This is a genomic window from Oxalobacteraceae bacterium OTU3CAMAD1 (assembly GCA_024123915.1).
Classification (GTDB): domain Bacteria; phylum Pseudomonadota; class Gammaproteobacteria; order Burkholderiales; family Burkholderiaceae_D; genus Rugamonas.
Genome location: CP099650.1, coordinates 2781587 through 2806125 on the forward strand (window position 1 = coordinate 2781587; position 24539 = coordinate 2806125).

Sequence of the window (24539 nt, forward strand, 5' to 3'; positions counted from 1 at the left end):
CATGGCAGACGTACTAACCACAGGCGCAAACGAGATCGCCGGCCACGAATACCTGGCGTTCACGCTGGGCTCGGAGGAATACGGCATCGACATCCTCAAGGTGCAGGAGATCCGGGGCTACGAAGTAGTCACCCGCATCGCCAACGCGCCCGACTTCATCAAGGGCGTGATCAACCTGCGCGGCATCATCATCCCGGTGGTGGACATGCGCATCAAGTTCAACCTGGGCGAGCCGGTGTACGACCAGTTCACCGTCGTCATCATCCTTAACATCAACGGCCGCATCGTCGGCATGGTGGTCGATTCGGTGTCCGACGTGACCACCTTGACGCCGGAGCAGGTCAAGCCGGCGCCGGAGATGGGCACCGCCTTCAGCTCCGACTACATGATCGGCCTGGGCACCATCGACGAACGCATGCTGATCCTGGTGAACATCGACAAACTGATGTCGAGCGCCGAGATGGGCTTGATGGAACAACTGGCGGCCTAAATCCAGCCCCAAAGCGGTCGGCAGTCGCCCGCGGAAGCGCTCCACAGAGGGCGCGCCAAAAGACTATAACGATCATCGGCTTGGTAGTGCCGTTCCGGCGAGCACACGCACAGACAGCATAGGGGAGAAACAACATGAATTTACGCGATTTCACCATCGGTACACGGCTGCGCATCGGTTTCGGTGGCATTCTGCTGATCCTGGTGGCGATGGTCCTGATGACCAACTACCTCAACTTTAGCAACAAGAACAAGCTGACCACGGGCCTGGAGCTGAGCACCGCCAAGAATCTGCAGGCGGCGGCCATGAAAAGCGCGATGCTGGAGACCGGCATCGCCATGCGCAACATCGGCCTGCAATCGGACGTGAGCCTGATGCAGAAGGAAGAGCAGAAGGTCAAGGACCACCGCGCCCACTACGACAAGGCGGTCACCGACCTCAAGGCGCTGGGCCTGAACGACGACGAGAAAAAGGTGCTGGGCGATATCTCCAAGCTCGACGCCGACACCGAAAGCGCCTTCAAGGAGGCGATCGGGCAAGTGCTGGCGTTTAACAGCGAGGGCGCGGCCAAGGTCATTTCCGGCCGCATCGATCCGCTCAACCAGCAAACGCTGACGCAGATTAATAAACTGGTCGACATGCAGCAGGCCGACGCCAAGCATGTGATGGAGGGTTCCGTCACCGCCGACCGCTCGCTGATGTTCGTGCTGTTCGGCCTGGGCGCCGTGGCCGTGGCGCTGGGCGTGCTGTGCGCGGTGGTGATCACCCGTTCGATCGTGGTGCCGCTGTCGGGCGCGGTGGCCGTGGCCCAGCGCGTGGCCTCGGGCGAGCTGACCTCGGACGTGCGGGTCGAGGGCAAGGATGAAACGAGCGAATTGCTGCAGGCGCTGCGGGACATGAACGAGAGCCTGGCCAAGACGGTGGGCGATGTGCGCAGCGGTACCGAACTGATCACCACGGCCTCGCACGAAATCGCCGCCGGCAACGCCGACCTGTCGTCGCGCACCGAGTCGCAAGCGAGCTCGCTGGAGGAAACCGCGTCGTCGATGGAAGAACTGACGTCGACCGTCAAGCAGAACGCCGACAACGCCCGCCAGGCCAACCAACTCGCGGTGACCGCCTCGTCGGTGGCCGAGAAGGGCGGCAGCGTGGTGTCGCAGGTGGTCGAGACCATGGGCTCGATCAAGGCCAGCTCGAGCAAGATCGTCGACATCATCGGCGTGATCGACGGCATCGCCTTCCAGACCAACATCCTGGCGCTGAACGCGGCCGTGGAAGCGGCGCGCGCCGGCGAGCAGGGCCGCGGCTTCGCGGTGGTGGCGTCGGAAGTGCGCAACCTGGCGCAGCGCTCGGCCGGCGCGGCCAAGGAAATCAAGGAATTGATCGGCGACTCGGTCAACAAGGTCGACGCCGGCAGCCGCCTGGTCGACGAGGCCGGACAGACCATGGACCTGATCGTGACGTCGATCCGCCAGGTGGCCGACATCATGGGCGAGATCACCGCCGCCACGCAGGAACAGAGCAACGGCATCGAGGAAGTCAACCAGGCCATCACGCAGATGGACGAGATGACGCAGCAGAACGCCGCGCTGGTCGAGCAGTCGGCGGCCGCCGCCGAGAGCATGCAAGAGCAGGCCGAGTTGCTGGCGCAGGCGGTCAGCGTGTTCAAGCTGGCCGAGGATGCCGGCATGCGCCGGCCGGCGATCGCCGCGCCGAAGCCGGTCGCGCACGCCGCGCCCCGGCAGGTAAGCGCCCCGGCCGCGCCGCCACCGGCCTCCAAGCCCAAGGCGCCGGCGGCGCCGAAGAAGCTGACCACGTCGTCGCAGACCAGCGGCGACGAGTGGGAAGAATTTTAAACAATAGCATTAGCAACAGCAACAGCAACAGCAAAAGCAGCACCAGTGCAGTAAACCAAGGAATACCCAATGCCGCATACTAAAGACACCGTCAAAGAGTTCGATTTCAATGCCAAGGATTTCGAACGTGTTCGCGGCCTCATCTACAAACGCGCCGGCATCTCGCTGGCCGACAGCAAGCAGGAAATGGTCTACAGCCGCCTGGCGCGGCGGCTGCGCGCCACCGGCATCGCCTCGTTCGCCAAGTACCTCGACGACCTCGAGGCGGGCCGCCTGGGCGAGGAGTGGGAGTCGTTCACCAACGCGCTGACCACCAACCTGACGTCGTTCTTCCGCGAGGCGCACCACTTCCCGCTGCTGGCCGAGCATGTGAAGAACAAGCGCGAGCCGATCACCATCTGGTGCTCGGCCGCCTCCACCGGCGAGGAGCCGTATTCGATCGCGATGACGGTGTGCGAGGCGTTCAACACCTTGACGCCGAACTGCCACATCATCGCCACCGACATCGACACCAACGTGCTGGCCCACGCCGAAAACGGCGTCTATACGATGGACCGGCTCGACAAGATGTCGCCGGAGCGTTCGCGCCGCTTCTTCCTGAAGGGCAAGGGCGACCGCGAAGGCATGGCGCGCGTGCGCCCCGAACTGCGCAATATGATCACGTTCAAACCGCTCAACCTGCTGGCCGACGGCTGGCCCGTCAGCGGCCAGTTCGACGTCATCTTTTGCCGCAACGTGATGATCTATTTCGACAAGCCGACGCAGCGCAAGATCCTGTCGCGCTTTGTCCCATTGATGAAGCCGGACGCCTTGCTCTTCGCGGGCCATTCGGAGAATTTCCTCTACGTGTCGGAGTCGCTCAAACTACGCGGCAAGACGGTGTACGAGTTGGACGATCAACACCGTGGCGCCGCTACCAAAAGCGGCGCGACCAACACGAGATAAGCTATGGACCTCGAACAATTTGCCACGAACGTGTATTTCGATCGCACGTTCGACTGCGACGCCGCCAAGATATTGCCCGGCGAGTATTACTTCACCAACAAGGACATGCTGATCGTGACCGTGCTCGGCTCGTGCGTGTCGGCCTGCATCCGCGACCGCGTCACCGGCCTGGGCGGCATGAACCACTTCATGCTGCCCGACGGCGGCGGCGACGGCAGCCCGGTGTCGGCCTCGGCCCGCTACGGCACCTACGCGATGGAGATCCTGATCAACGACCTGCTCAAGGCCGGCGCCAAGCGCGAGAACATGGAGGCCAAGGTGTTCGGCGGCGGCGCCGTGCTCAAGGGCTTCACGGCGATCAACGTCGGCGAGCGCAACGCCGCCTTCGTGCTCAGCTTCCTCAAGACCGAGAAGATCCGCGTGGTGGCCGAGGACTTGAACGACATCCACCCGCGCAAGGTGTACTTCTTCCCGCGCACCGGCAAGGTGCTGGTCAAGAAGCTGATGCAAACCCATAACGACACCCTCGCCAAGCGCGAGAACGAATACGCCAGCCGCCTCAAAAAGGCGCCGGTCGGTGGCGAGATCGATCTGTTCTGACCGACCGTCCAAACAGATACAGTAGACAGAGTAGATACAGGGCCAGGCCCGGAAAGTAGCGTTTTATGAAGATCAAAGTCCTCATCGTCGATGACTCCGCGTTGATTCGCAGCGTCATGAGCGAGATCATCAACAGCCAGGCCGACATGGAAGTGGTGGGCGTGGCGCCCGATCCGCTGGTGGCGCGCGATTTGATCAAGCAGACCAATCCCGACGTGCTGACCCTGGACGTCGAGATGCCGAAGATGGACGGCCTCGATTTCCTGGAGAAATTGATGCGTTTGCGGCCGATGCCGGTGGTGATGGTATCCTCGCTGACCGAGCGGGGCTCGGAAATCACGATGCGCGCGCTGGAACTGGGCGCCGTCGATTTCGTCACCAAACCGAAAATCTCGATCCAGGCGGGCATGCGCGAGTACACCGACCTCATCACCGACAAGATCCGCGCCGCCGCCAAGGCCCGCGTGCGCGCGCGCGTGCTGCCCCAGCCGGGCGCCGAGGGGCAGGTGCCTTTGCCGCAGCTGCGCAACCCGCTGACGTCGTCGGAAAAACTGATCATCATCGGCGCCTCCACCGGCGGCACCGAGGCGATCCGCGAATTCCTGATGCAGATGCCGTCGGACTGCCCCGGCATCCTGATCGCGCAGCACATGCCCGAGGGCTTCACCCGCTCGTTCGCCAAGCGGCTCGACAGCCTGTGCAAGATCTCGGTGCAGGAGGCGGCCGGCAACGAGCGGGTGCTGCCGGGCCACGCCTACATCGCGCCGGGCCACTCGCACCTGTACCTGACCCGCAGCGGCGCCAACTACATGACCCGCATCGACCAGGCCGATCCGGTCAACCGCCACCGGCCTTCGGTCGACGTGCTGTTCCGCTCGGCGGCGCAGGCGGCCGGCAAGAACGCGGTCGGCGTGATCCTGACCGGCATGGGCAAGGACGGCGCCGCCGGCATGCTGGAGATGCGCACGGCCGGGGCGTATAATTTCGCCCAGGACGAGGCCAGTTGCGTGGTGTTCGGCATGCCGCGCGAGGCGATCGCGGTCGGCGCCGCGCACGAGATCGGCGCCCTGCAGGCGCTGCCGGGCATGGTGCTGGGCCACCTGGCCGCGCACGGCTCGCGCGCGCTGCGGGTATAGTCGCTATTCAATTGTTTGTGCGATTACCCGTGTAATTGCGAGGAACCCGGGCTAAATGTGTCCCGGGTGACGTTTTACTGCTACTTTGTTCGCCTTAGAGCAACGAAAATGCTATCCTACAACTTGATGGAAATTGTAGGCATTATTCACAACCGCGTAGAGAATCAACGGAGTAATTCATGGCTGATCCAAAGATGAAATTTTTAGTTGTTGACGATTTTTCGACGATGCGCCGCATCGTCCGGAATCTGTTGAAAGAACTGGGTTATGCCAATGTCGACGAGGCCGAAGACGGCGTGATGGCGCTGGCGAAGCTGCGCGCCGAATCGTTCGACTTCGTCGTGTCGGACTGGAACATGCCGAACATGGACGGCCTGACGATGCTGCAAAACATCCGTGCCGACCCGGCGCTGGCCAAGCTGCCGGTGCTGATGGTGACGGCCGAAGCGAAGAAGGAAAACATCATCGCCGCCGCCCAGGCCGGCGCCAACGGCTACGTGGTCAAACCATTCACCGCCGCCACGCTGGATGAAAAGCTGAACAAGATCTTCGAAAAACTCGGAGCTTGATGATGGTTGAGCAACAAAGCGGCGCCGTCGCGTTGTCAGCGACGGAGCCGAACGAGGAGTTTTTGTCGCGTATCGGTCACATGACCCGGGCCTTGCATGAAAGTTTGCGCGGTCTCGGCCTGGACAAGCTGATCGAAAAAGCGGCGTCGGACATTCCCGACGCCCGCGACCGCCTCGATTATGTGGCCCGTCTAAGCGAGGACGCGGCGCAGAAAGTATTAAACGCCACCGACGCCGCCAGTCCGCTGCAGGACCGCATCGCCGGCGACGCCAGGCAGTTGAGCGCGTCGTGGAGCGGCCTGCTGGCCGCCTCCGTCGACGGCGCCGGCGCCCCGGCCGACGAACAGTGGCGCGCGCTGGCGTGGCAGACCATCGCCGCGCTCGACGGCGCCGCGGCCGGCTCGTCCGAGACCAAGGCCCATCTGATGGACATCATGATGGCCCAGGACTTCCAGGACTTGACCGGGCAGGTGATCAAGAAGGTGACGTCGATCGCGCAAAACCTGGAAAAGCAGCTGGTGCAGATGCTGATCGATTTTGCGCCGGAACAGATGAAGAAGGAAATCGACAACGGCTTGCTCAACGGACCGCAGATCGATCCGAAAGGCGAGGGCGTGGTGGCCGACCAGGAGCAGGTGGACGACCTGCTCGACAGTCTGGGCTTCTGACCTTGGCGCTGTACCGCCCGTAGCCCGCGCCTGGCGCCCGGGCCGCTGGCTTCACCCTTCATAACCATGCACCAGACCAATTTCCTCGTTCGAGAGCCGTTGTTGGATCCCAAGCAGCGGGTGGTGGGCTATGAATTGTCCTGGCAACAGCAGAAGTCCGCGCCGGCCTCGACGCCGGCCGACCTGGAGTTGCTGGTCGACTTCGTCGCCGAGCAAATGGTCGACGAGGACAACGGCGGCAACTGGCTGCTGCGCGACAAAATCCTCTTTCTAGAAGCCGTGCCGGCCATGCTGTCGACCGATGCCTTGCATCGCCTGCCGCCGGAGCGCACGGTGCTCTCGCTCAAGACGTCCGCGCTGGCCAATCCGGACACCCTGGCGGCTGTGCAGGCGCTGCGCGCCGGCGGCGTCGGCATCCTGCTGCGCGAGGCCGACCTGGCGCGCAGCGGCGCCCGCCTGCCGACCCTGGCCTCGTACGTCGAGGTGCGCTTTTCCGGCGCCGACGTCGCCACGCAGGCGCGCACCTACGCCGCCTTCAAGCAATCGACGGTGGGCATGATCGCGCGTCCCGTCAGCAACTGGGCCGATTTCGACGCCTGCGCCGCGCTGGGGCTGAACGCCTTCGTCGGCAAGCTGCACCTGACGCCACGCACCAGCTTGATGTCGAGCGGCATGAATCCGGCGCAAACGATCATCATGCAGCTGATGCAGATGGTGCGGCAGAATGCCGACATCGGCAACATCGAAACCGTGCTCAAGCATGACGCCACCCTGTCGTACAAGCTGCTGCGCTTCATCAACTCGGCCGGCTTCGGCGCGGGGCGGGAGGTGCAGTCGATCCGGCAGGCGCTGGCCTTGCTGGGCTATACGCCGCTGTACCGCTGGCTGACCTTGCTGTTGGCGACGGCCAGCACCTCCGGCTATTCGCCGGTGCTGCTGGAGACGGCGGTGGTGCGCGGGCGCCTGGCCGAGCTGCTGGGGCAGGCCGCGCTGGGCAAGAGCGAGGCCGAGAACATCTTCGTTGCCGGCATGTTCTCGCTGCTGGACCGGCTGCTGGGCATCAGCATGAAAGAGGTGCTGGCCAACATCCAGTTGTCGGATGATGTGGTGACGGCGTTGCTGACGCGCGGCGGCAAGTACGGGCCGTATCTGGCGCTGGCCGAGGCCTGCGAGCTCAATTCCGATCTGGTTGCCTCGCTGGCGGCGACGCTCAAGCTGAGCCCGGAAGACGTCAACACGGCGCACCTGTCGGCGCTGGCGTGGGCGCAAAGCGTGGCCGCGTAGCGCTCTTTAAGCTGGCGCAAACGCCGCCTTGATATCTTCAGTGCGCGCGTTGACATGGCCGCGCCGCAGGTCGAAGATAAACGGATGAACGCGAACTCCGACAAAGATTACATCGACGCCAAGACCGACGCCATCCGTGCTGGCATGGATGGGGCGTTGAGCGCGTTCGAGGCAAATGTCAATGCGAAATTCGCCGAGATGAATGGGAAATTTGCCGAGGTGAATGGAAAATTCGCGGCCGTGGACGCGAGCTTTGCCCAAGTGAGGACCGAAATTAGAGAGTCGGCCGAACGCATGACTTCCCAGATGGTCAAATGGATGGTCGGCATATTCATCGCCACGCTGACTATTTTCTTCAGCTCGATGGTGTTTTTGCTGAATACCGCGATTCCAAAGTTGCAAGCCCAACCGATGCAGGTCCTGCCACCTATCGTCATCCAACTGCCGCCCATGCCGGCGGTGCCAGAAAAACCTTGATAAAAGGCTCGGACGATGAACGCCGACTGCGCTAAAGATCATATCTACGCCAGAACCGGTATACGAGAAACGGACCCGGGCAGGGAGATCGCCGAAGCTGGCACACGTGCAGTGAGGCTGATGGTCGGTGCTTTTCTCGCGTCGATGGCGATCTTCTTCACTGCCGTCACCGTCGTGCTGAACAACGCAGCCCCGCCACCTGAGCCACCCGCGCAGCCGGTGGCGTCGGTGATCATTCTGCTTTCACCGCAGGGCGTGACCATCTCACCGGTCGCCCCGACGGTCCTGCCCGGGCCTTAAATCTCCAGATTGTCGATCAGGCGGGTCGAGCCCAGTTTGGCGGCGGCCAGCACCACCAGCGGCGCGCCTTGCGCCAGATCGCCCGCGCTCGGCGGCTGCAAATCGCTGCGTTTGCGGATCGACACATAGTCCGGCTTCCAGCCGCGCTTGGCCAAATCCTCCATCGCCTTGTGCTCGACCTGGAAGATGTCCAGATGGCCGGCGCGCATTTCGTTGGCCACGTAGTTCAGGCTTTGGAACAGCGCCGGCGCCTCCGCGCGCTCCGCTTCCGACAAATACATATTGCGCGACGACAGCGCCAGGCCGTCGTCGGCGCGGTAGGTTTCGGCGCCGATGATCTCGGTCGGCAGCGCGAACTGGCGCGCCATGTTACGCACCATCATCAGCTGCTGGTAATCCTTCTTGCCGAACACAGCCACCTTCGGCTGCACGCACGAGAACAGCTTGAGCACGATGGTGGTCACGCCGGTGAAGAAGCCAGGCCGGAATTCGCCTTCCAGCGTGTTGCCCAGGTCGGCCGGCGGATTGACGCGGAACTCCTGCGGCTCCGGATACAGGTCCTTCTCGGTCGGTGCGAACAGCACGTAGACGCCTTCCTTCTCCAGCTTTTCGACGTCTGCCTGGAAGGTGCGCGGATACTTGTCGAAGTCCTCATTCGGGCCGAACTGCAGGCGGTTGACGAAGATCGATGCGACCACCGGATCGCCATGCTTGCGCGCCAGGCGCATCAGCGACAGGTGGCCCTCGTGCAGGTTGCCCATCGTCGGGACGAAGGCGGTGCGCAGTTGACCGCTCAGTTGGTCGCGCAGTTCTTCAATGGTGGTGATGATTTTCATGACATGTTCGCTATCAGCGTAAAAGGGAATTCGGTTAGCGCGGGCCGGGTTCAGGCGGGCGAATAGGCCAGGCGCACGTAGATGGGGGCGAACGGCTCGGCCTGGGTGATCTCGATCAGCGTTTCCTTGGCCAGCTCGAGCAGCGCGACAAAGTTCACCACCACCACCGGCACGCCGCCGGCGATGTCGAACAGGTCGGCGAACTCGACGAACCGGCTCGATTGCAGGCGCCGCAGGATGCCTGTCATATGCTCGCGCACGGACAGCTCCTCGCGGCTGATCTTGTGGTGCTGGGTCAGCTTGGCGCGTTTGATCACGTCCAGCCAGGCTTGCTGCAGGTCGATCGGCGCCACCTCCGGCCAGGTCGGCACCAGGCTTTGCTCGATGAAGATCTGGGTGCGCACGAAATCGCGGTCGACCTGCGGGATCGCGTTCAGGTCGTAGGCGGCCAGCTTGATCTGCTCGTACTCCAGCAGACGGCGTACCAGCTCGGCGCGCGGATCGTCGTGCTCGATCTCCAGGTCCGACTGCCGTTGCGGCAACAGCATGCGCGACTTAATCTCGATCAGCATCGCCGCCATCAGCAGGTACTCGGCGGCCAGCTCCAGGTTCGACAGGCGAATCTGGTCGACATACTTCAGGTATTGCAGCGTCAGCTGCGCCATCGGGATGTCGAGGATGTTGAAGTTTTGCTTGCGGATCAGGTAGAGCAGCAGGTCGAGCGGCCCTTCGAAGGCGTCGAGGAAGATTTCCAGCGCGTCCGGCGGAATGTACAGATCGTTGGGCAGCTTGAGCAGCGGCTCGCCGTACAGGCGGGCGAGGGCGGCAACTTCCGACGTCACGGCGGCCGCCGCGTCGGCGACTTCCGGCGACACGGGGGCTTCCGCAGCGGCGTCGCCGTCGGCGGTTACCGCCGGCGGCGGGGTTGGCACCTCGCCGGCCGGCTGTTCAGCCGTATCGTCTGGCAACATCCGTGCCGCCCCAAGTCCTTAGACTTTGTTCTGGTAGACGTAAGCTTGTTGCTTGACGGCCGACTCGAGCTGGCGTTCCTGCTCGTCGAGCGACAGTGGCGCCTTGTCCCACAGCAGCGCGCGGCCCAGACGTTGACCTTCTTCGATCGCCGGATTCTTTTCCTTCAGCGACTTGATGAACAAGGTATGGTCGGATTCGTACATCGAATGTTGTTTAGAGAATTTCATATAGTCCAAGTGAGTGGCTCAGCAATGAGTATTTTACCGCGCCGCAGCGCCGACGCGCTAATTCTATCGCCGCCGGCCACGCAAAGTGGCGGAATCGGGTATGCTCAAAGGCGTAATGTTGCAAAGATATAACTAAAATGACCGCACGCCTGACACCCAAAACCATCTTTCTGCTGACCCTGCCGCCGCTGCTGTGGGCCGGCAACGCCATCGTCGGCCGCCTCGTGCACGATATGTTGCCGCCGGTGCTGCTCAATTTCCTGCGCTGGGTGATCGCCTTGCTGATCCTGTTGCCGCTGGCCGGCCCGGTGTTCCGCCGGGACAGCGCGCTGTGGCGATACTGGAAGCAGTACGCCCTGTTGGGGCTGATGGGCATCGGCCTGTACAACACGTTCCAATATATGGCCCTGCAAAGCTCGACGCCGATCAACGTCACCCTGGTCGCCTCGGGATTGCCGGTGTGGATGATGCTGACGGGACGGTTGTTCTTCGGCGTGCCGGTCTCGGGCCGCCAGATGGCCGGCGCCGCGCTGTCGATCGCCGGCGTGCTGGTGGTGCTGGCGCGCGGGGAGTGGCGGCACGTGCTGGAGTTGCGGCTAGTGGCGGGGGATTTGTTCATGATCCTGGCCACCATCGCCTGGTCGTTTTATAGCTGGATGCTGATGCGGACCAGGGAACCGGCCGCGATCCGCGCCAACTGGGCCAGCTTCCTGGCGGCGCAGGTGGCGTTCGGCGCGCTCTGGTCGGGTGGTTTCGCGCTGGGTGAGCAGTGGCTGGGGGCGATTCCGGTGCAATGGAGCTGGTGGCTGGCCGCCGCCTTGCTGTATGTCGCGATATTCCCGGCGGTGATCGCCTTCCGTTGCTGGGGCGAAGGCGTGCAGCGCGCCGGGCCGGCCATCGGCGCCTTCTTCGTCAACCTGACGCCGCTATTTACCGCGCTGCTGTCGTCGGCCTTCCTGGGCGAGGCGCCGCACGCCTACCATGGGGTGGCCTTCGCGCTGATCGTCGCCGGCATCGTGGTGTCGGCGCGCAAGGGTTAATCCGACTGTAAAGTCGCCGCCTTCAGCGCATCGATAAACGCCCGCACTTTGTGCGGCACGTGGGGCGAGGCCGGGTACACGGCGTGGATGTCGCTTTCGGCCTGCGACCAGTCCGGCAGCAGCCGCACCAGCCGGCCGGCGGCCACGTCCTCCTGGGTCAGGAAAGTAGTGGCGCGCAGCACGCCCACGCCGGCCAGGGCGGCGGCGCGGCTGGCGTAGGCGGTGTTGGTGGAAAACACCGTATTGCGCATGCGTATCTCGCGTACCTGGCCGGCGCCGTCGTCCAAAGTGAACACCCTCGGCTGCGGCAGCACGGACAGCGCGATGAACGGCAAGGCTTCCAGCGCGTCCGGATTGTCGGGCATGCCGTGCCGGGCGATGAAGTCCGGCGTGGCCACCAGCCAACGCCGCAGCGGCCCCACGCGGCTTGCCATATGCCCGGAATCAGCCAGCTTGCCCAGCCGGACCGTGACGTCGATGCCTTCCGCGATCAGGTCAATCACATGGTCCGCGCAGACCAGCTCGATGTGCAGTGCCGGGTAGCGCGCGCGCAACTGCGCCAGCACCGGCGCCACCACCATCGCCCCGTAGTCGATCGGCGATGCCACGCGCAGCGTGCCTTGCGGGCTGTCCAGCCCGGTGCGCGCCTGCTCGATGGCCTGCTCGGCCGATTGCAGCAACTGGCGGCTGGACTCGTAGAAGGCCCGTCCGGCCTCTGTCAGGCTCAGCTTGCGAGTCGAGCGCACCAGCAGGCCGACGCCGATTTCCGCTTCCAGCAGCTGCATGTGTTTGCTGACCATGGACTTGGCCAGGCCCAGCCGCTCTGCGGCGGCCGTCAACGAGCCGGCCTCGACAACGGCGACGAAGGCAATCAGGCGGTTCAGATTGACGGTATTGAGATCGACCATGGCTCATTATGCCTTGATTGTCCACTTTGAGTGAACTGTGATTCCGCTATTGTCCGGCTTATCAGCACGGCTACGTCTCCCTATACTGGATTCATTCGCCCATCCACATAAGGACTCTTCATGAAACTCTACGGCTTCCCGCTTTCCGGCCACTCGCACCGCGCCGAGCTGTTCCTCAACCTGCTCCAGTTGCCGTACGAATTCGTGCCTATGCCCTTGGCCGGCGGTAAACATCGCACGCCGGAATTCCTGGCGCTGAACGGCTTCGGCGAAGTACCGGTGCTGGAGGACGGGGACGCGGTGCTGTCCGACTCGACCGCGATCCTGGTGTACCTGGCCGCCAAATACGACGGCAGCGGCCGCTGGCTGCCACGCGATCCGCTGGCCGCCGCCCAGGTGCAGCGCTGGCTGTCGGCCGCCTCGGGCAAGATCGCCTACGGTCCCGCCGCCGCGCGCATGGTGACGCTGTTCGGCGCCAAATTCGATCACGAGTTTGTCAAAGGCGTGGCCGTGCGCCTGTTCGACGTGATGGAGCGCGAGCTGGAAGGCCGCCGCTACCTGGTCGGCGGGCACGCCACCATCGCCGATGTCGCCGCCTTCAGCTATATCGAGCATGCGCCGGAGGGCGGTGTGTCGCTGAGTCCTTATCCCAACGTCCGCGCCTGGCTGGCCAACGTGCGCGCGCTGCCGGGGTTTGTCGCCATGCCGGCCACGCAAGCGGGCGTGGCGCCGGAACAGGTGTAGGCCATGGACGCCACGGCCTCCCCATTCCATGCCGGCGAACTGGCGATCCAGCAGCGCGTCGGCATGCGCGAGCGGATCGCCGCCGCCGGCAGCGCCGGCGTGCGCGATCACATGCCGGATCAGCACCGCCAATTCTTTGCGGAGCTGCCGTTCTTCTTCATCGGCGCGCTGGACGAGACGGGGCAGCCATGGGCCACGGTGCTGGCCGCCGATCCCGGTTTTATCGGCACGCTGGATGCGCGCACGCTGGACATCGCCGGCGGCATGCTCGCAGGCGATCCGCTGCAAGGCAGGTTGCGCGTGGGCGACCATGTCGGCGGCCTGGGACTGGCGCCGACGACGCGCCGCCGCAACCGCGTCAATGGCGTGATCACGGCGATCGATGGCGATGGCATGCGCATCGCGGTCGCGCAGAGCTTTGGCAACTGCCCCCAGTACATCCAGCATCGCCAGCATGGCGCGGCGCCTGATATCGGCACGGCCGGCGCCGAGCGCGTATCGCGCGCCACGGCGCTCGGCGACGAGGACCGGGCGTTGATCGCGCGGTCGGATACGTTTTTCATCGCCAGCGCCAACCTGGACGCCGATGCCGGCCGCGCGCGCGGTGTCGATGTCTCGCATCGGGGAGGGCGACCCGGCTTCGTGCGCGTCGATGACGCTAACACGCTGACATCGCCCGAGTTTCGCGGTAATTTTTTCTTCAACACGGCGGGGAATTTGCTGGAGCATCCACGTGCCGGCTTGCTGTTCATCGACTTCGAGCGCGGCGACCTGCTGCACCTGGCGGTGGAGGCGGAGATCATCTGGGACGGGCCTGAAGTGGAAGCCTTCACCGCGGCCGAGCGTTTGCTGCGGTTTCACCTACGCGAAGTGGTGCGCAACGCCGGTGCGCTGCCGTTCCGCTGGAGCGAGCCGCAGCCGGCGGTGCAGATCGCGCGCACCGGGAGTTGGACCCAAGCGAGCCATGGAGACACGTAGGGCGGATTAGGCGGAACGCCGTAATCGGCCATCGATGAGTCGTCGTCGGCGCATGCATGGCCGATTACGCTTCGCTAATCCGCCCTACGTGGTTTAGAAGGCGCCAGCGCGTGTGGCCGCTAGCCTAGCGACTTGATATAACGCGGGTCGATCTGCGCGCAATAGGTGGCGCAGGCGTGGCGGGCGGCGTTGGCCGCCGCGTGCACCAGCATCTCGGCGTTGGTGTGGAAGCACAGCGAGACAATGATCGACGGCGGCTCCGGCTGCACCGGCAGCTCGATGAACTCCCCGTTCTCCAGCGACGACACGACGAACAGGCTGGGAATCGCCGCTACGCCATAGCCGTCCTTGACCAACTGGACGATCGCCGCCACCGACGGCGAGCAGGTGATGCGCGTCTGCTCCAGCGGGATCATCGCCAGATTGGCCATCTTGCTGACGATTTCCTCCAGCGCGCGCTGCGGCGCGGTGCCGCGTCCGAAGGTCAGGATCGGCAGTTGCAGCAGCCGCTGGTTCAACCCCTCCTTGCGCGTGTCGAGCAAGCCACTGCGCGCGATCCAGTGCAGCGGATAGACCGCCAGCGCCTCCGAGACGATGTCGTTGCTCTCGACGCCCTCGACCTGGATCACCAGATCGAGCTCGCGCGCCCGCAGGCGGCGTTCGAGCACATTGCTCATATCGACCGCCAGATCGACTTCAAGCTCCGGATACAACACATTGAGCTGCCGGATGTACTGCGCCAGCCAGCTGTGGACCACCGATTCGATCACCCCGAGACGCAAGCGGCCGCGCACCGCACTATCTTTGTGCGCCGCTGCCTGCAGCCTGCGGGTGGCGTCAACCACCGCTTTCGCATGCCCCAACAAGTACTCGGCGTTGGCCGTCAGCCGGAAGTCCTTGCAGGTCCGATCGATCAGCTCCGTCTGCAATTCCTCCTCTAGCGACTTGATACGCAAGGAGATCGCGGCCGGCGTCGCGTGCAGCGCGCGGGCGGTGGCACGGAAGCTGCGCAACTGCGCCAGCGCGACGAAGGTTTCGAGGAATCGGGTATTCATGGAACAAGAATACCTTAACCTTATGCACCGGGATAGCGCACGGCGATAAGAAAAACTATACAACAACAGCAAAAATAACTAGATAGCATGATGTGATATTCACGTTTATTCTGAAGTCATGCAGTTTTCATATGACTAGTGAGCGAAACGACCATGACTCCTCTTGAACTCAGACACAAAGTGCGCAGCGGCGAATTCCGCTTGCCGACGGCCGGCTACTGCGGCGACTACGCGCAGGCCAACCTGGTGATCCTGCCGCAGGCGCACGCCGACGCCTTCCTGCTTTTCTGTCAGCGCAACCAGCGCGCCTGCCCGCTGCTGGCGGTTGGCGAACCCGGTCAATGGAATGTCTCCAGCCTCGGCGCCGACATGGACCTGCGCAGCGACACGCCCGGCTACAACGTCTATCGCGAAGGCGTGCTGTCGGCGCAAACGGCGGCGCTGCACGACATCTGGCGCGACGACCTGGTGGTGTTCGCGATCGGCTGTTCGTTCTCGTTCGAACAGATGCTGATGGACGCCGGCATCCGGATGCGCCACATCGAGCAGCGCCGCAACGTCGCCATGTACCGCACCAATATCCGCAACCAGGCCGCCGGCCCGTTCGGCGGCGAGATGGTGGTGTCGATGCGACCGATGAAGGCGGCCGACGCCATCCGCGCGATCCAGATCACCAGCCGCTTCCCGGCCGTCCATGGCGCCCCGATTCATCTGGGCGACCCTTCGCTGATCGGCATCGGCAACCTCGGGCTACCCGACTACGGCGACGCGGTCGAAGTCATGCCCGACGAAATTCCAGTCTTCTGGCCGTGCGGCGTCACGCCGCAGGAGGCCATACGCCACGCGCAGCTGCCGCTGGTGATCACCCACCAGCCGGGCTACATGCTGGTGACGGATATACGCAACGCCTCGCTAGCCGCATTCTAAGTTAAACAACATGGCAACGTCCTCGCTAACGGGTCCGCACAGGCACCCGGGGGACCGCCGCATTCTAAAAAAGGGAGAGCACGATGAACACAAAAGTAGCCAGCACCAGCCAGCCGGAAGGGTATTTCGCCTGGTTCCACGCCTTGACCAGCAAGGAGCGCCGCACCTTCTGGAGCTGCAAGATCGGTTACGCGCTCGACGCGATGGACACGCAGTTCCTCAGTTTCGTGATCCCGACCTTGATCGCCACCTGGGGCCTGTCCAAGGGCGACGCCGGCTTGATCGGCACCGTCACCTTGCTGACCTCCGCCGCCGGCGGCTGGATCGCCGGCATCATGTCGGACCGTATCGGCCGCGTCAAGACGCTGCAGATCACCATCCTGTGGTTCGCCTTCTTCACCGTGTTGTGCGGCTTCGCGCAGAACTTCGAACAGCTGTTGTGGGCACGCGGCCTGATGGGCTTTGGCATGGGCGGCGAGTGGACCGCCGGCGCCATCCTGATCGGCGAGGTGATACGCGCCAAGGACCGCGGCAAGGCGGTAGGCATGGTGCAGGCGGGATGGGCGCTGGGCTGGGGCATGTCGGCCTTGCTGTACGCGCTGATGTTCTCGCTGCTGCCGCCGGAATGGGCATGGCGTTCGCTGTTCCTGCTGGGGATTTTGCCGGCGCTGTTCGTGATCTTCATCCGCCGCTTCGTCGATGAGCCGGATGTCTTCATCGCCGAGCAAAACAAAGTGCGGGCGAGCAGCGAGGACCGCGTCAAGTTCACCGCCATCTTCGCGCCGAAGATGCTCAGCGTGACCGTGCGCGCCGTGCTGCTGACCACCGGCGCCCAGGGCGGCTACTACGCCATCACCACCTGGCTGCCGACCTTCCTCAAGACCGAGCGCCATCTGACGGTGCTGGGCACCGGCGGCTATCTGGCGATGGTCATCGTCGGCTCGTATGTCGGCTACATCGTCAGCGCTTTCCTGACCGATTACCTGGGACGCAAGAAGAACTTCATCCTGTTCGCCACCGGTTCGATGTGCATCGCCCTGGCCTATACCCGGCTGCCGGTCAACGACAGCGTGATGCTGTTCCTCGGCTTCCCGCTCGGCTTCTGCGTCTCCGGCGTCTTCAGCGGCATGGGCGCCTTCCTGACCGAGTTGTTCCCGACTTCGATGCGCGGTTCGGGCCAGGGCTTCAGCTACAACATGGGCCGCGCCATCGGCTCGCTGTTCCCGCTGATGATCGGCTTGAGCAGCAATTCCATGGCGCTGGGCGAGGCGATCGGCGTCTTCGCCGGCACCGCGTACGGCGTGATGATCCTCGCGGCGCTGACGCTGCCCGAAACAGCCGGCAAGAAGCTTGAATCCTGAGTTTTGAATCCTGACCTTACCGTACAAAGATCAAAGGCATCAACATGAAAAACGACATTCCTACCCAATCCATGCTGTGGCAATTCTGGGTCGACCGTGGCGGCACCTTCACCGACATCGTCGCCCGCCGTCCGGACGGCAAGCTGGTGACGCACAAGCTGTTGTCCGAGTACCCGGAGCGCTACGACGACGCGGTCACCCAGGGCATGCGTGACATGCTGGGATTGAAAACCGGCGATCCGCTGCCGTCGGACCAGATCGAAGTGATCAAGATGGGCACCACCGTCGCCACCAACGCGCTGTTGGAGCGCAAGGGCGCGCGCACCGCGCTGGCGATCACGCGCGGCTTCGCCGACCAGCTGCGCATCGGTTACCAGGACCGGCCCGACATCTTCGCCATGCACATTGAGTTGCCGGACCTGATCTACGAGGAAGTGATCGAGATCGATGAGCGCATCGGCGCCCACGGCGATGTGCTGCAGGCCCCGGACGAGGAACTGCTGCGCCGCCAGTTCGCCAGCCTGCGTGAGAAGGGCATCGCCGCCATCGCCATCGTCTTGATGCACGCCTACCGCTATCCGCAGCACGAGCTGCGCTTGCGCGCCCTGGCCGAGGAGGCGGGCTTCACGCAGATATCGGTCAGCCACCAGGTCAGCCCGCTGATGAAGATCGTCGGCCGTGGCGACACCACTGTGGTCGATGCTTATCTGTCGCCCGTGTTGCGCGACTACGTCTCCCGCGTGTCGGCCGACACCGGGGACACCCGCATCATGTTCATGCAGTCGAACGGCGGCCTGACGGACGCCGGCCGCTTCCAGGGCAAGGACGCGATCCTGTCCGGCCCCGCCGGCGGCATCGTCGGCGCCGTCAAGAGCTGCGAGGCGATCGGCCTGAAACAGGTGATCGGCTTCGACATGGGCGGCACCTCGACCGACGTCGCCCACTACGACGGCGCCTACGAACGCGTGTTCGAGACCGTGGTGGCCGGCGTGCGGGTGCGCGCGCCGATGATGCATATCCATACCGTGGCGGCGGGCGGCGGCTCGATCTGCAGTTTCGAGAACGGCCGCTTCAAGGTGGGGCCGGAATCGGCCGGCGCCAATCCGGGACCGGCCAGCTACCGCAAGGGCGGGCCGCTGACCGTCACCGACTGTAACGTCATGCTGGGGCGCATCCAGCCGGAGCACTTCCCGCACGTCTTCGGCCCCAACGGGGACCTGCCGCTGGACCGCGACGTGGTGGTGCGCGCCTTCGGCGAACTGGCCGCGAAGATCGAACGCGAAACCGGCACGCGCCTGTCGCCGTCGGCCGTCGCCGATGGCTTCCTGGCGGTCGCCGTCGACAACATGGCGCAGGCGATCAAGTCGATCTCGGTGGAGCGCGGCTATGACGTCAGCCGCTACGCCATGTGCTGCTTCGGCGGCGCCGGCGGCCAGCACGCGTGCCGCGTGGCGGACGTGCTGGGCATGACCAAGATCGTCATCCATCCCTTCGCGGGCGTGCTGTCGGCCTTCGGGATGGGGCTGGCCGACATCCGGGCGATGCGCGAGGGCGCGGTCGAACAGCCGCTGAACGCCGCCTCGCTGGAGGCGCTGCGGCCGCAGTTGGCCGAACTGGCGCGCCAGGCGCACGCCGACCTGCTGGTGCAGCAGGTGGCGGAAGACGATATCCGCGTCGAACTGTGTGCGCGCCTGAAATACCAGGACAGCGATTCGGCCTTTGTTATCGCGCTGGCCGGCGTCGAGGAGATGGCGGAAGCGTTCGCGGTGCTGTATCGCGGCCGGTTCGGCTTCGTTATGGAGGGCCAGCCGCTGGTGATCGAATCGGTGTCGGCGGAAGCCATCGGCGCCGGCGATGGCGCCGACTTCGTGATCGAGGTGCCGGCCAACGGCGGAGCCGACACTGGTTCCGGCCGCGTCTACAGCTACGTCGACGGCCAGACCGTGCCGATCGCGCTGCACGTGCGCGCCGACCTGGCGGTGGGCAGCCGCGTCGCCGGCCCGGCGCTGATCCGCGAGGAAATCGCCACCACTGTGGTCGATGCCGGCTGGAGCGCCAGCGTGCTGCCGGACCGCACCTTGCTGCTGGAGCGCAGCGGCACCGCCGGCAGCGCGCACAAGATGACCACCGCCGCGCATCCGATCCACCTGGAGATCTTCAACAACCTGTTCATGGCCATCGCGCGCCAGATGGGCACCACCCTGGAGAACACCGCCTACTCGGTCAACATGAAGGAGCGGCTGGACTTCTCCTGCGCGATCTTCGACCGCGACGGCAACCTGATCGCCAACGCGCCGCACATTCCGGTCCATCTGGGTTCGATGAGCGACAGCGTGTTGTGCGTGATCCGCCAGCACGCCAAAACCATGGCGCCGGGCGACGCCTATGTGCTCAATGTGCCCTACAACGGCGGCACCCACCTGCCCGATATCACCGTGGTGTGTCCAGTGTACGGCGAGACCGGCTGGGGCGCGCCGCTGTTCTACGTTGCCGCGCGCGGCCACCACGGCGACGTCGGCGGCATCACGCCCGGCTCGATGCCGCCCAACAGCACCACCATCGAGGAGGAGGGCGTTTTGCTGGATAACGTCAAGATCGTCGACAAGGGCGTGTTCCTGGAGCCGCTGGTGCGCGGCCTGTTCGCCGCCGGTCCTTGGCCGAGCCGTAATATCGACCAGAACATCTCCGACCTGATCGCCCAGCTGGGCGCCTGCGAGACCGGCGCCAACGAACTGCTGAAGGCCGTGTCGACCTATGGCGAGGACGTGGTGCTGGCCTACATGGGCCACGTGCAGGACAACGCCGAGGCGGCGGTACGCAAGGCCATCGTCGGCCTGCGCGACGCCAGCTTCGCCTACGAGATGGACGACGGCGCGGTGGTCAAGGTCAAGCTGACCATCGACCATTACAGCGGCGGCGCCATCGTCGACTTCACCGGCACCAGCGAGCAGCGGCCGACCAACTTCAACGCGCCGCTGTCGGTGTGCAAGGCGGCGGTGCTGTACGTGTTCCGCACCCTGATCGACAGCGACATTCCGATGAACGAGGGCGTGCTCAAGCCGCTCAAGCTGATCATCCCGGAAGGCTCGATGCTCAATCCGCGCTATCCGGCGGCCGTGGTGGCGGGTAACGTGGAGGTGTCGCAGACCGTCACCGACGCCTTGTACGGCGCCTTGGGGGTGATGTCGGCCTCGCAGGGAACGATGAACAACTTCACGTTCGGGAACGACGAGCACCAGTACTACGAGACCATTGCCGGCGGTTCCGGCGCCGGCCCCGGTTTCCATGGCACGGCGGCGGTGCAGACCCACATGACCAACTCGCGCATGACCGATCCGGAGGTGCTGGAGTGGCGCTTCCCGGTGCTGGTAGAGACGCACGCGATCCGTCGCGGCAGCGGCGGCGGCGGCACGCACCGTGGCGGCGACGGCGCGCTGCGCCGCATCCGCTTCCTGGAGGCGATGACGGCCAACATCCTGGCGGGCCACCGCCGCGTCGCGCCGTTCGGGCTTGAGGGGGCGCAGCCGGGCGCTTTGGGACGCAACTGGGTCGAACGCGGCGACGGCTCGGTGGAGGAATTCGGCGCCACCCATACCACGGACATGCAAGCGGGCGATGTCTTCGCCATTGAAACGCCGGGCGGCGGCGGCTTCGGTTCAAAACAATAACGATTCAATCATAGGGGAGTCCACAATGAAAAAAACCATGCTTGCGCTGATGCTCGCCGCATCGGCGGCGACGGCTGTCGCCCAATCGAATGTGACGGTGTACGGCATCGTCGACATGGCGCTGGTGCGCGAAAGCGGCGGCATCGCCACCACCACCAAACTGACCAGCGGTGTCGAAGCGGGATCGCGGCTCGGCTTCAAGGGCACTGAGGACCTGGGCGGCGGCATGTCGGCCGTCTTCCTGCTGGAGAACGGCTTTCAGTCCGATACCGGCGCGATGGGGCAGGGCGGCTTGCTGTTCGGACGCCAGGCCTATGTCGGCCTGCAGACCCGATCCGGCACGATCACCCTGGGCCGCCAGTACACGCCGCAGTACCTGGCCGTGGCGACGGTCGATCCGTTCGGTTCCGGCACGGCGGGCGACACCAAGAACCTGATGGCGTCGACCGGCAATAGCGCAAGCCGCATGGACAACGCGATCAAGTACGTGTCGCCGGTGCTGGGTGGTGTCACGGTGGAGCTGGTGTACGGCGCGGGCGAGGTCTCCGGCGACAGCGCGGCGGGCCGCCAGTTGGGCGGATCGCTGATCTACAATCGCGGCGCGCTGACCTTGCGCCTGGCGACGCACCATCGCGACAACGATACGGCCACGCTGAAGAACACCAGCGCCGCCAACAACACGGTGTTGACGGCGTTATACGACGCGGGCGTCATGAAGCTGCACGGCGCCTACGGTATCGACAAGGGGGTGAACAGCGCGCTGCCGCGCAACTTGGGGAACCCGTTCGGCTACGCGGTCGCGCCGACGCCAAGCACCGACAGCGACGTGATGCTGGTGGGGGTGACGGTCCCACGGGGGAGTGGGGTTTGGCTGGCGTCGTACATCCGTAAAAACGACAAGACGGGCTTTAATCAGGACGCGCAGCAGTTGGCGGGCGGGTATCGTTACTACCTGTCGAAACGCACGGATTTGTATGGCGTGTACGCTTACATCCGCAACAAGAACGGCGCCGGCTATACGGTGGGCAGCGCCATCGAGGGCGGGACGGGCAACCGGGGCGTCAACCTCGGCATCCGCCACGTCTTCTGAAACTACGATGGGGCTGCCGGACGGCCCGGCTAGCCCCACGTGCTGTCACGCATATCAGCGCTGGATGGTCTTGGTGTCGCAACCTTGGGCGGTCGAGGTGCCGCTATGGGTTGGCGCGGTCGCATGGCCGTCGGTATGGCCTTGAGCGCAATCGGCGTTCACTTTGGACTGCTGCATCGCCTTGTCGGTCTTGCGCTGGGCGTTGCGTGGCGTCGCGGTATTCTGGGTGTTGCTGTTGTTTTGCATGGCGGTGGCGTTTTGCTCGCCGCTATTGTTGGTGCTCTGGCCCACGGTTGGCGTGCCGGTGTTGCTGGTGCCCGCTGCGGTAGCGGACTGGCCGGTTGGCGTGGCGGACTGGCCGGTCGGCTGGGTCTGCGCGAACACGCTCGCGCTCATGCACATTGCGGCAATCATGACGGTCAATTTGGTGTTCATGGGTGACTCCTCGTTGTTCGATGAATGGAGACCCATTTTTTCACAGCAAGCTGAGCGCTTGCGTAGGACGATTTCTCGCGTCATGGTCGGAATCGACGCGCTAAAGATGCCGTCCCGCATGCTGCTGCGGGACGGCAAGTTAGTGCTTACGGGCAGCTACCGACGATGTAGTAGCCGGCGGACGTCTGCGCCAAAGTCCGCATGAAGAAGATGCTGTACAGCCCCAGCACCTGGTCGGACCCGTTGGCCAGCGCGTAGCCAGCGACGTGGTGGGCGCGGCCGGCCTTTACGTGCGCATAGTTGCTGGCGGTAACCGTCGTGCAGACGAAGCCCGACGTCGTGGTGACGCTCACCGGTGCCGAGATCGCGCTCTCGCCGTCCGGACCGACGGACGACACGGCAAAGCTGTACGTCGTGCCGGCGGTCAGTCCGGTCGCGGTGTAGGTCAGCGTGGTCACCGGGGTGGCCGTTACCTTGACGCCATTGCGGTAGACGTTGTAACCGGTGGCGCCGTTGACGGCGTTCCAGCTCAGCGGTACAGCGGTGGCGCTTGCGCTGCCGGCGCTCAGGCCGGACGGCGCCGGCAGGCTTGGCGCGCTACCGACGAGGAACTGCGGGACCGCGCAGGCGGCGGACGTCTGGCCGAGGTTGTCGGTGGCGGTGACGGTGCCGCTGTAGTAGCCGTTGCTCAGGTTATACGTCTTGCTGAAGCTCGGGCCGCTGCCGGCCGCGGTGTCGTTGACCGGGGTTGGCCCGTTCAATGCCACGGTGTAGTTCGCAACGCTGCCGGGGGTGGTGGCGGCGCCGCTGATGGTCGCGCTGGTGGCGCTGATGACGTTGGCCGTGCAAGACGTCACGGTGGGGCCGGCGACGCTCGATACACGCAGGTTGTTCTTGTACCAGAAGTCCATGACGAACGCCGGATAGTCGACCTTGGTGGCGTCAACGTAGTTCATGTTTTGACCGCCGCTACCTGCCGGCCACGAGTGGCCCATGCCGGTCACGGTGATTTCGTGCGTGCGCACCTTGCCGTTGCTGTCGCGGTACTGGATGTTGCTGCCGCCGCCAGGCACCGTCGTCGCCGCGTCCGCCGTGAAGGTGCCGCCATAGACCTGGCGCATCGCCGCCGCGCCGAGTGGGCCGTACGCCTGCCCCACGGTGTAGTCGAAGGTGCCCCAGATGGTGCCTGCAATTTGCGTGGCGAATTTGCTGGCGCTACTGCCGGCCATCGCCTTGCATTTGTTGGCGGCCGTGGTGGCGGAATAGCCCGACGGTACGGCGCCGATCTGCAAGGTCGTGGTACCCGGTGTGGGACCGGCGTTGATGCCGATACCGGCGAACACATCCGGTGCCAAACAGCCCAGCGCCATCGTCTCGCCGCCGCCCGAGGACAGGCCGGTCACATACACCTGGTTGGGATCGATCGCGTATTGCGGATCGGCGACGAAGCGGTTGACGACGTCGAGCAGGACTGCGTCGTGGCCGCTGGTGCGGTTGTGGTTGGTGCTGGCGTAGTCCCAGCAATGATTCGCATAGACGTTGCCGGTGGCGTTGGGGGCGATGATGACGGCGCCGTATTTCTCGGCCACCGTCTTCCAGTTGTAGCCGCCGTCGGTGCCGCTGTTGATGACGTCGTTGGTGGCTGTTTGCTGGCAGCCGTGCAGCACCAGGACCAGCGCCCGCTTGCCGGCCAAGGTCGGTTGCGACGCGGGCCAGTAGAAGTAGCCCGTGAGCTTGCCGCCATTGACGGTATCGGTCGCCCAGCTTTGCTGCGTGCTCCACGTACCGGGCCCAGCCGTAGCGGCGTGGGCCATGCAGGCGGACGCCAGCATGACGGTAGCGGCGAGCGCGCGCGACACCAAGCGTTTGATGTTAATTGCCATGATTTGTTGTCTCCGTTATGTAGATATATTTTCGACCGCTCAGCAAGCGGGTGAAGAAAATATTAGTGCAAAAAAATATGCTTACAAGCA

General features: G+C 64.4%; 23 protein-coding genes and 1 pseudogene. 17 read left to right on the forward strand and 7 right to left on the reverse strand.

All coding sequences use genetic code 11. From position 1 onward, the window contains the following. The first annotated feature begins 1 nt into the window (after position 1). The 10 genes from NHH88_11955 to NHH88_12000 all read left to right on the forward strand — a co-directional run bounded on the left by NHH88_11955 (position 2) and on the right by NHH88_12000 (position 8325). Positions 2-490, forward strand: coding sequence for a chemotaxis protein CheW (locus tag NHH88_11955; GenBank protein USX16453.1), 489 nt, complete (start codon positions 2-4; stop codon positions 488-490). 134 nt (positions 491-624) lie between these two features. Then, positions 625-2346 (forward strand): methyl-accepting chemotaxis protein, encoded by a 1722-nt coding sequence (locus NHH88_11960; protein USX16454.1) that lies wholly within the window; start codon positions 625-627, stop codon positions 2344-2346. 69 nt (positions 2347-2415) lie between these two features. Then, positions 2416-3291, forward strand: coding sequence for a chemotaxis protein CheR (locus tag NHH88_11965; protein USX16455.1), 876 nt, complete (start codon positions 2416-2418; stop codon positions 3289-3291). Positions 3292-3294: 3 nt separating this feature from the next. Beyond that, positions 3295-3891 (forward strand): chemoreceptor glutamine deamidase CheD, encoded by a 597-nt coding sequence (gene cheD / locus NHH88_11970; protein USX16456.1) that lies wholly within the window; start codon positions 3295-3297, stop codon positions 3889-3891. A 65-nt stretch (positions 3892-3956) separates the two neighbouring features. Beyond that, positions 3957-5027 (forward strand): chemotaxis response regulator protein-glutamate methylesterase, encoded by a 1071-nt coding sequence (locus tag NHH88_11975; GenBank protein ID USX16457.1) that lies wholly within the window; start codon positions 3957-3959, stop codon positions 5025-5027. Between the two features lie 179 nt (positions 5028-5206). Further along, the gene (cheY, locus tag NHH88_11980) at positions 5207-5596 is read left to right on the forward strand and encodes a chemotaxis response regulator CheY (GenBank protein ID USX16458.1); all 390 of its coding nucleotides are present in this window, start codon (positions 5207-5209) and stop codon (positions 5594-5596) included. Further along, entirely contained in the window at positions 5596-6264 is a 669-nt protein-coding gene (gene cheZ / locus NHH88_11985; protein ID USX16459.1) for a protein phosphatase CheZ, read from the forward strand. Before cheY ends, cheZ begins: the two co-directional genes overlap by 1 nt. A gap of 66 nt (positions 6265-6330) precedes the next feature. After that, a complete protein-coding gene (locus NHH88_11990; protein USX16460.1) occupies positions 6331-7548 on the forward strand; it encodes an HDOD domain-containing protein in 1218 nt (405 codons plus the stop codon). A gap of 84 nt (positions 7549-7632) precedes the next feature. Next, positions 7633-8025, forward strand: a complete 393-nt coding sequence (locus NHH88_11995; protein ID USX16461.1) for a hypothetical protein — start codon at positions 7633-7635, stop codon at positions 8023-8025. A 15-nt stretch (positions 8026-8040) separates the two neighbouring features. Continuing rightward, positions 8041-8325: a hypothetical protein gene (locus NHH88_12000; GenBank protein USX16462.1), complete on the forward strand. Its 285-nt coding sequence runs from the start codon at positions 8041-8043 to the stop codon at positions 8323-8325. Here NHH88_12000 and panC read toward each other — a convergent pair. The 3 genes from panC to NHH88_12015 are packed head-to-tail and all read right to left on the reverse strand — an operon-like array spanning position 8322 to position 10360. Continuing rightward, positions 8322-9161 carry a pantoate--beta-alanine ligase gene (gene panC / locus NHH88_12005; GenBank protein USX16463.1) on the reverse strand — a complete coding sequence of 280 codons (840 nt, stop codon included), beginning with the start codon at positions 9159-9161 and terminating at the stop codon, positions 8322-8324. The two genes, NHH88_12000 and panC, sit on opposite strands and share 4 nt — an antisense overlap. Positions 9162-9211: 50 nt before the next feature. Further along, a complete protein-coding gene (locus tag NHH88_12010) occupies positions 9212-10132 on the reverse strand; it encodes a segregation/condensation protein A (protein ID USX16464.1) in 921 nt (306 codons plus the stop codon). Between the two features lie 18 nt (positions 10133-10150). Beyond that, the gene (locus tag NHH88_12015) at positions 10151-10360 is read right to left on the reverse strand and encodes a DUF3460 family protein (GenBank protein USX16465.1); all 210 of its coding nucleotides are present in this window, start codon (positions 10358-10360) and stop codon (positions 10151-10153) included. Positions 10361-10497: 137 nt separating this feature from the next. On the opposite strand from NHH88_12015, the gene NHH88_12020 reads away from it, so the two are divergent. Beyond that, a complete protein-coding gene (locus NHH88_12020; GenBank protein ID USX16466.1) occupies positions 10498-11400 on the forward strand; it encodes a DMT family transporter in 903 nt (300 codons plus the stop codon). Here NHH88_12020 and NHH88_12025 read toward each other — a convergent pair. Beyond that, entirely contained in the window at positions 11397-12308 is a 912-nt protein-coding gene (locus NHH88_12025; protein ID USX16467.1) for a LysR family transcriptional regulator, read from the reverse strand. The two genes, NHH88_12020 and NHH88_12025, sit on opposite strands and share 4 nt — an antisense overlap. A 120-nt stretch (positions 12309-12428) precedes the next feature. Between NHH88_12025 and NHH88_12030 the strand changes: the two genes are divergently transcribed. Together NHH88_12030 and NHH88_12035 are read left to right on the forward strand one after the other, a co-directional pair. Next, entirely contained in the window at positions 12429-13052 is a 624-nt protein-coding gene (locus NHH88_12030; protein ID USX16468.1) for a glutathione S-transferase, read from the forward strand. Between the two features lie 3 nt (positions 13053-13055). Continuing rightward, positions 13056-13988: pseudogene (locus NHH88_12035) on the forward strand (pyridoxamine 5'-phosphate oxidase family protein). Positions 13989-14149: 161 nt separating this feature from the next. Here NHH88_12035 and NHH88_12040 read toward each other — a convergent pair. Then, positions 14150-15085, reverse strand: a complete 936-nt coding sequence (locus NHH88_12040) for a LysR family transcriptional regulator (protein USX16469.1) — start codon at positions 15083-15085, stop codon at positions 14150-14152. Positions 15086-15238: 153 nt separating this feature from the next. Between NHH88_12040 and NHH88_12045 the strand changes: the two genes are divergently transcribed. The 4 genes from NHH88_12045 to NHH88_12060 all read left to right on the forward strand — a co-directional run bounded on the left by NHH88_12045 (position 15239) and on the right by NHH88_12060 (position 22131). Then, the gene (locus tag NHH88_12045) at positions 15239-16012 is read left to right on the forward strand and encodes a putative hydro-lyase (GenBank protein USX16470.1); all 774 of its coding nucleotides are present in this window, start codon (positions 15239-15241) and stop codon (positions 16010-16012) included. 83 nt (positions 16013-16095) lie between these two features. After that, positions 16096-17373 carry an MFS transporter gene (locus NHH88_12050; GenBank protein USX16471.1) on the forward strand — a complete coding sequence of 426 codons (1278 nt, stop codon included), beginning with the start codon at positions 16096-16098 and terminating at the stop codon, positions 17371-17373. 44 nt (positions 17374-17417) lie between these two features. Next, a complete protein-coding gene (locus tag NHH88_12055; protein ID USX16472.1) occupies positions 17418-21041 on the forward strand; it encodes a hydantoinase B/oxoprolinase family protein in 3624 nt (1207 codons plus the stop codon). Between the two features lie 25 nt (positions 21042-21066). Continuing rightward, positions 21067-22131: a porin gene (locus NHH88_12060; protein USX16473.1), complete on the forward strand. Its 1065-nt coding sequence runs from the start codon at positions 21067-21069 to the stop codon at positions 22129-22131. 54 nt (positions 22132-22185) lie between these two features. Here the strand turns inward: NHH88_12060 and NHH88_12065 are convergent, their stop codons facing one another. Beyond that, positions 22186-22566 carry a hypothetical protein gene (locus NHH88_12065; protein USX16474.1) on the reverse strand — a complete coding sequence of 127 codons (381 nt, stop codon included), beginning with the start codon at positions 22564-22566 and terminating at the stop codon, positions 22186-22188. Positions 22567-22712: 146 nt separating this feature from the next. Beyond that, the gene (locus NHH88_12070) at positions 22713-24398 is read right to left on the reverse strand and encodes a PHB depolymerase family esterase (protein USX17328.1); all 1686 of its coding nucleotides are present in this window, start codon (positions 24396-24398) and stop codon (positions 22713-22715) included. Between the last annotated feature and the right edge of the window lie 141 nt (positions 24399-24539).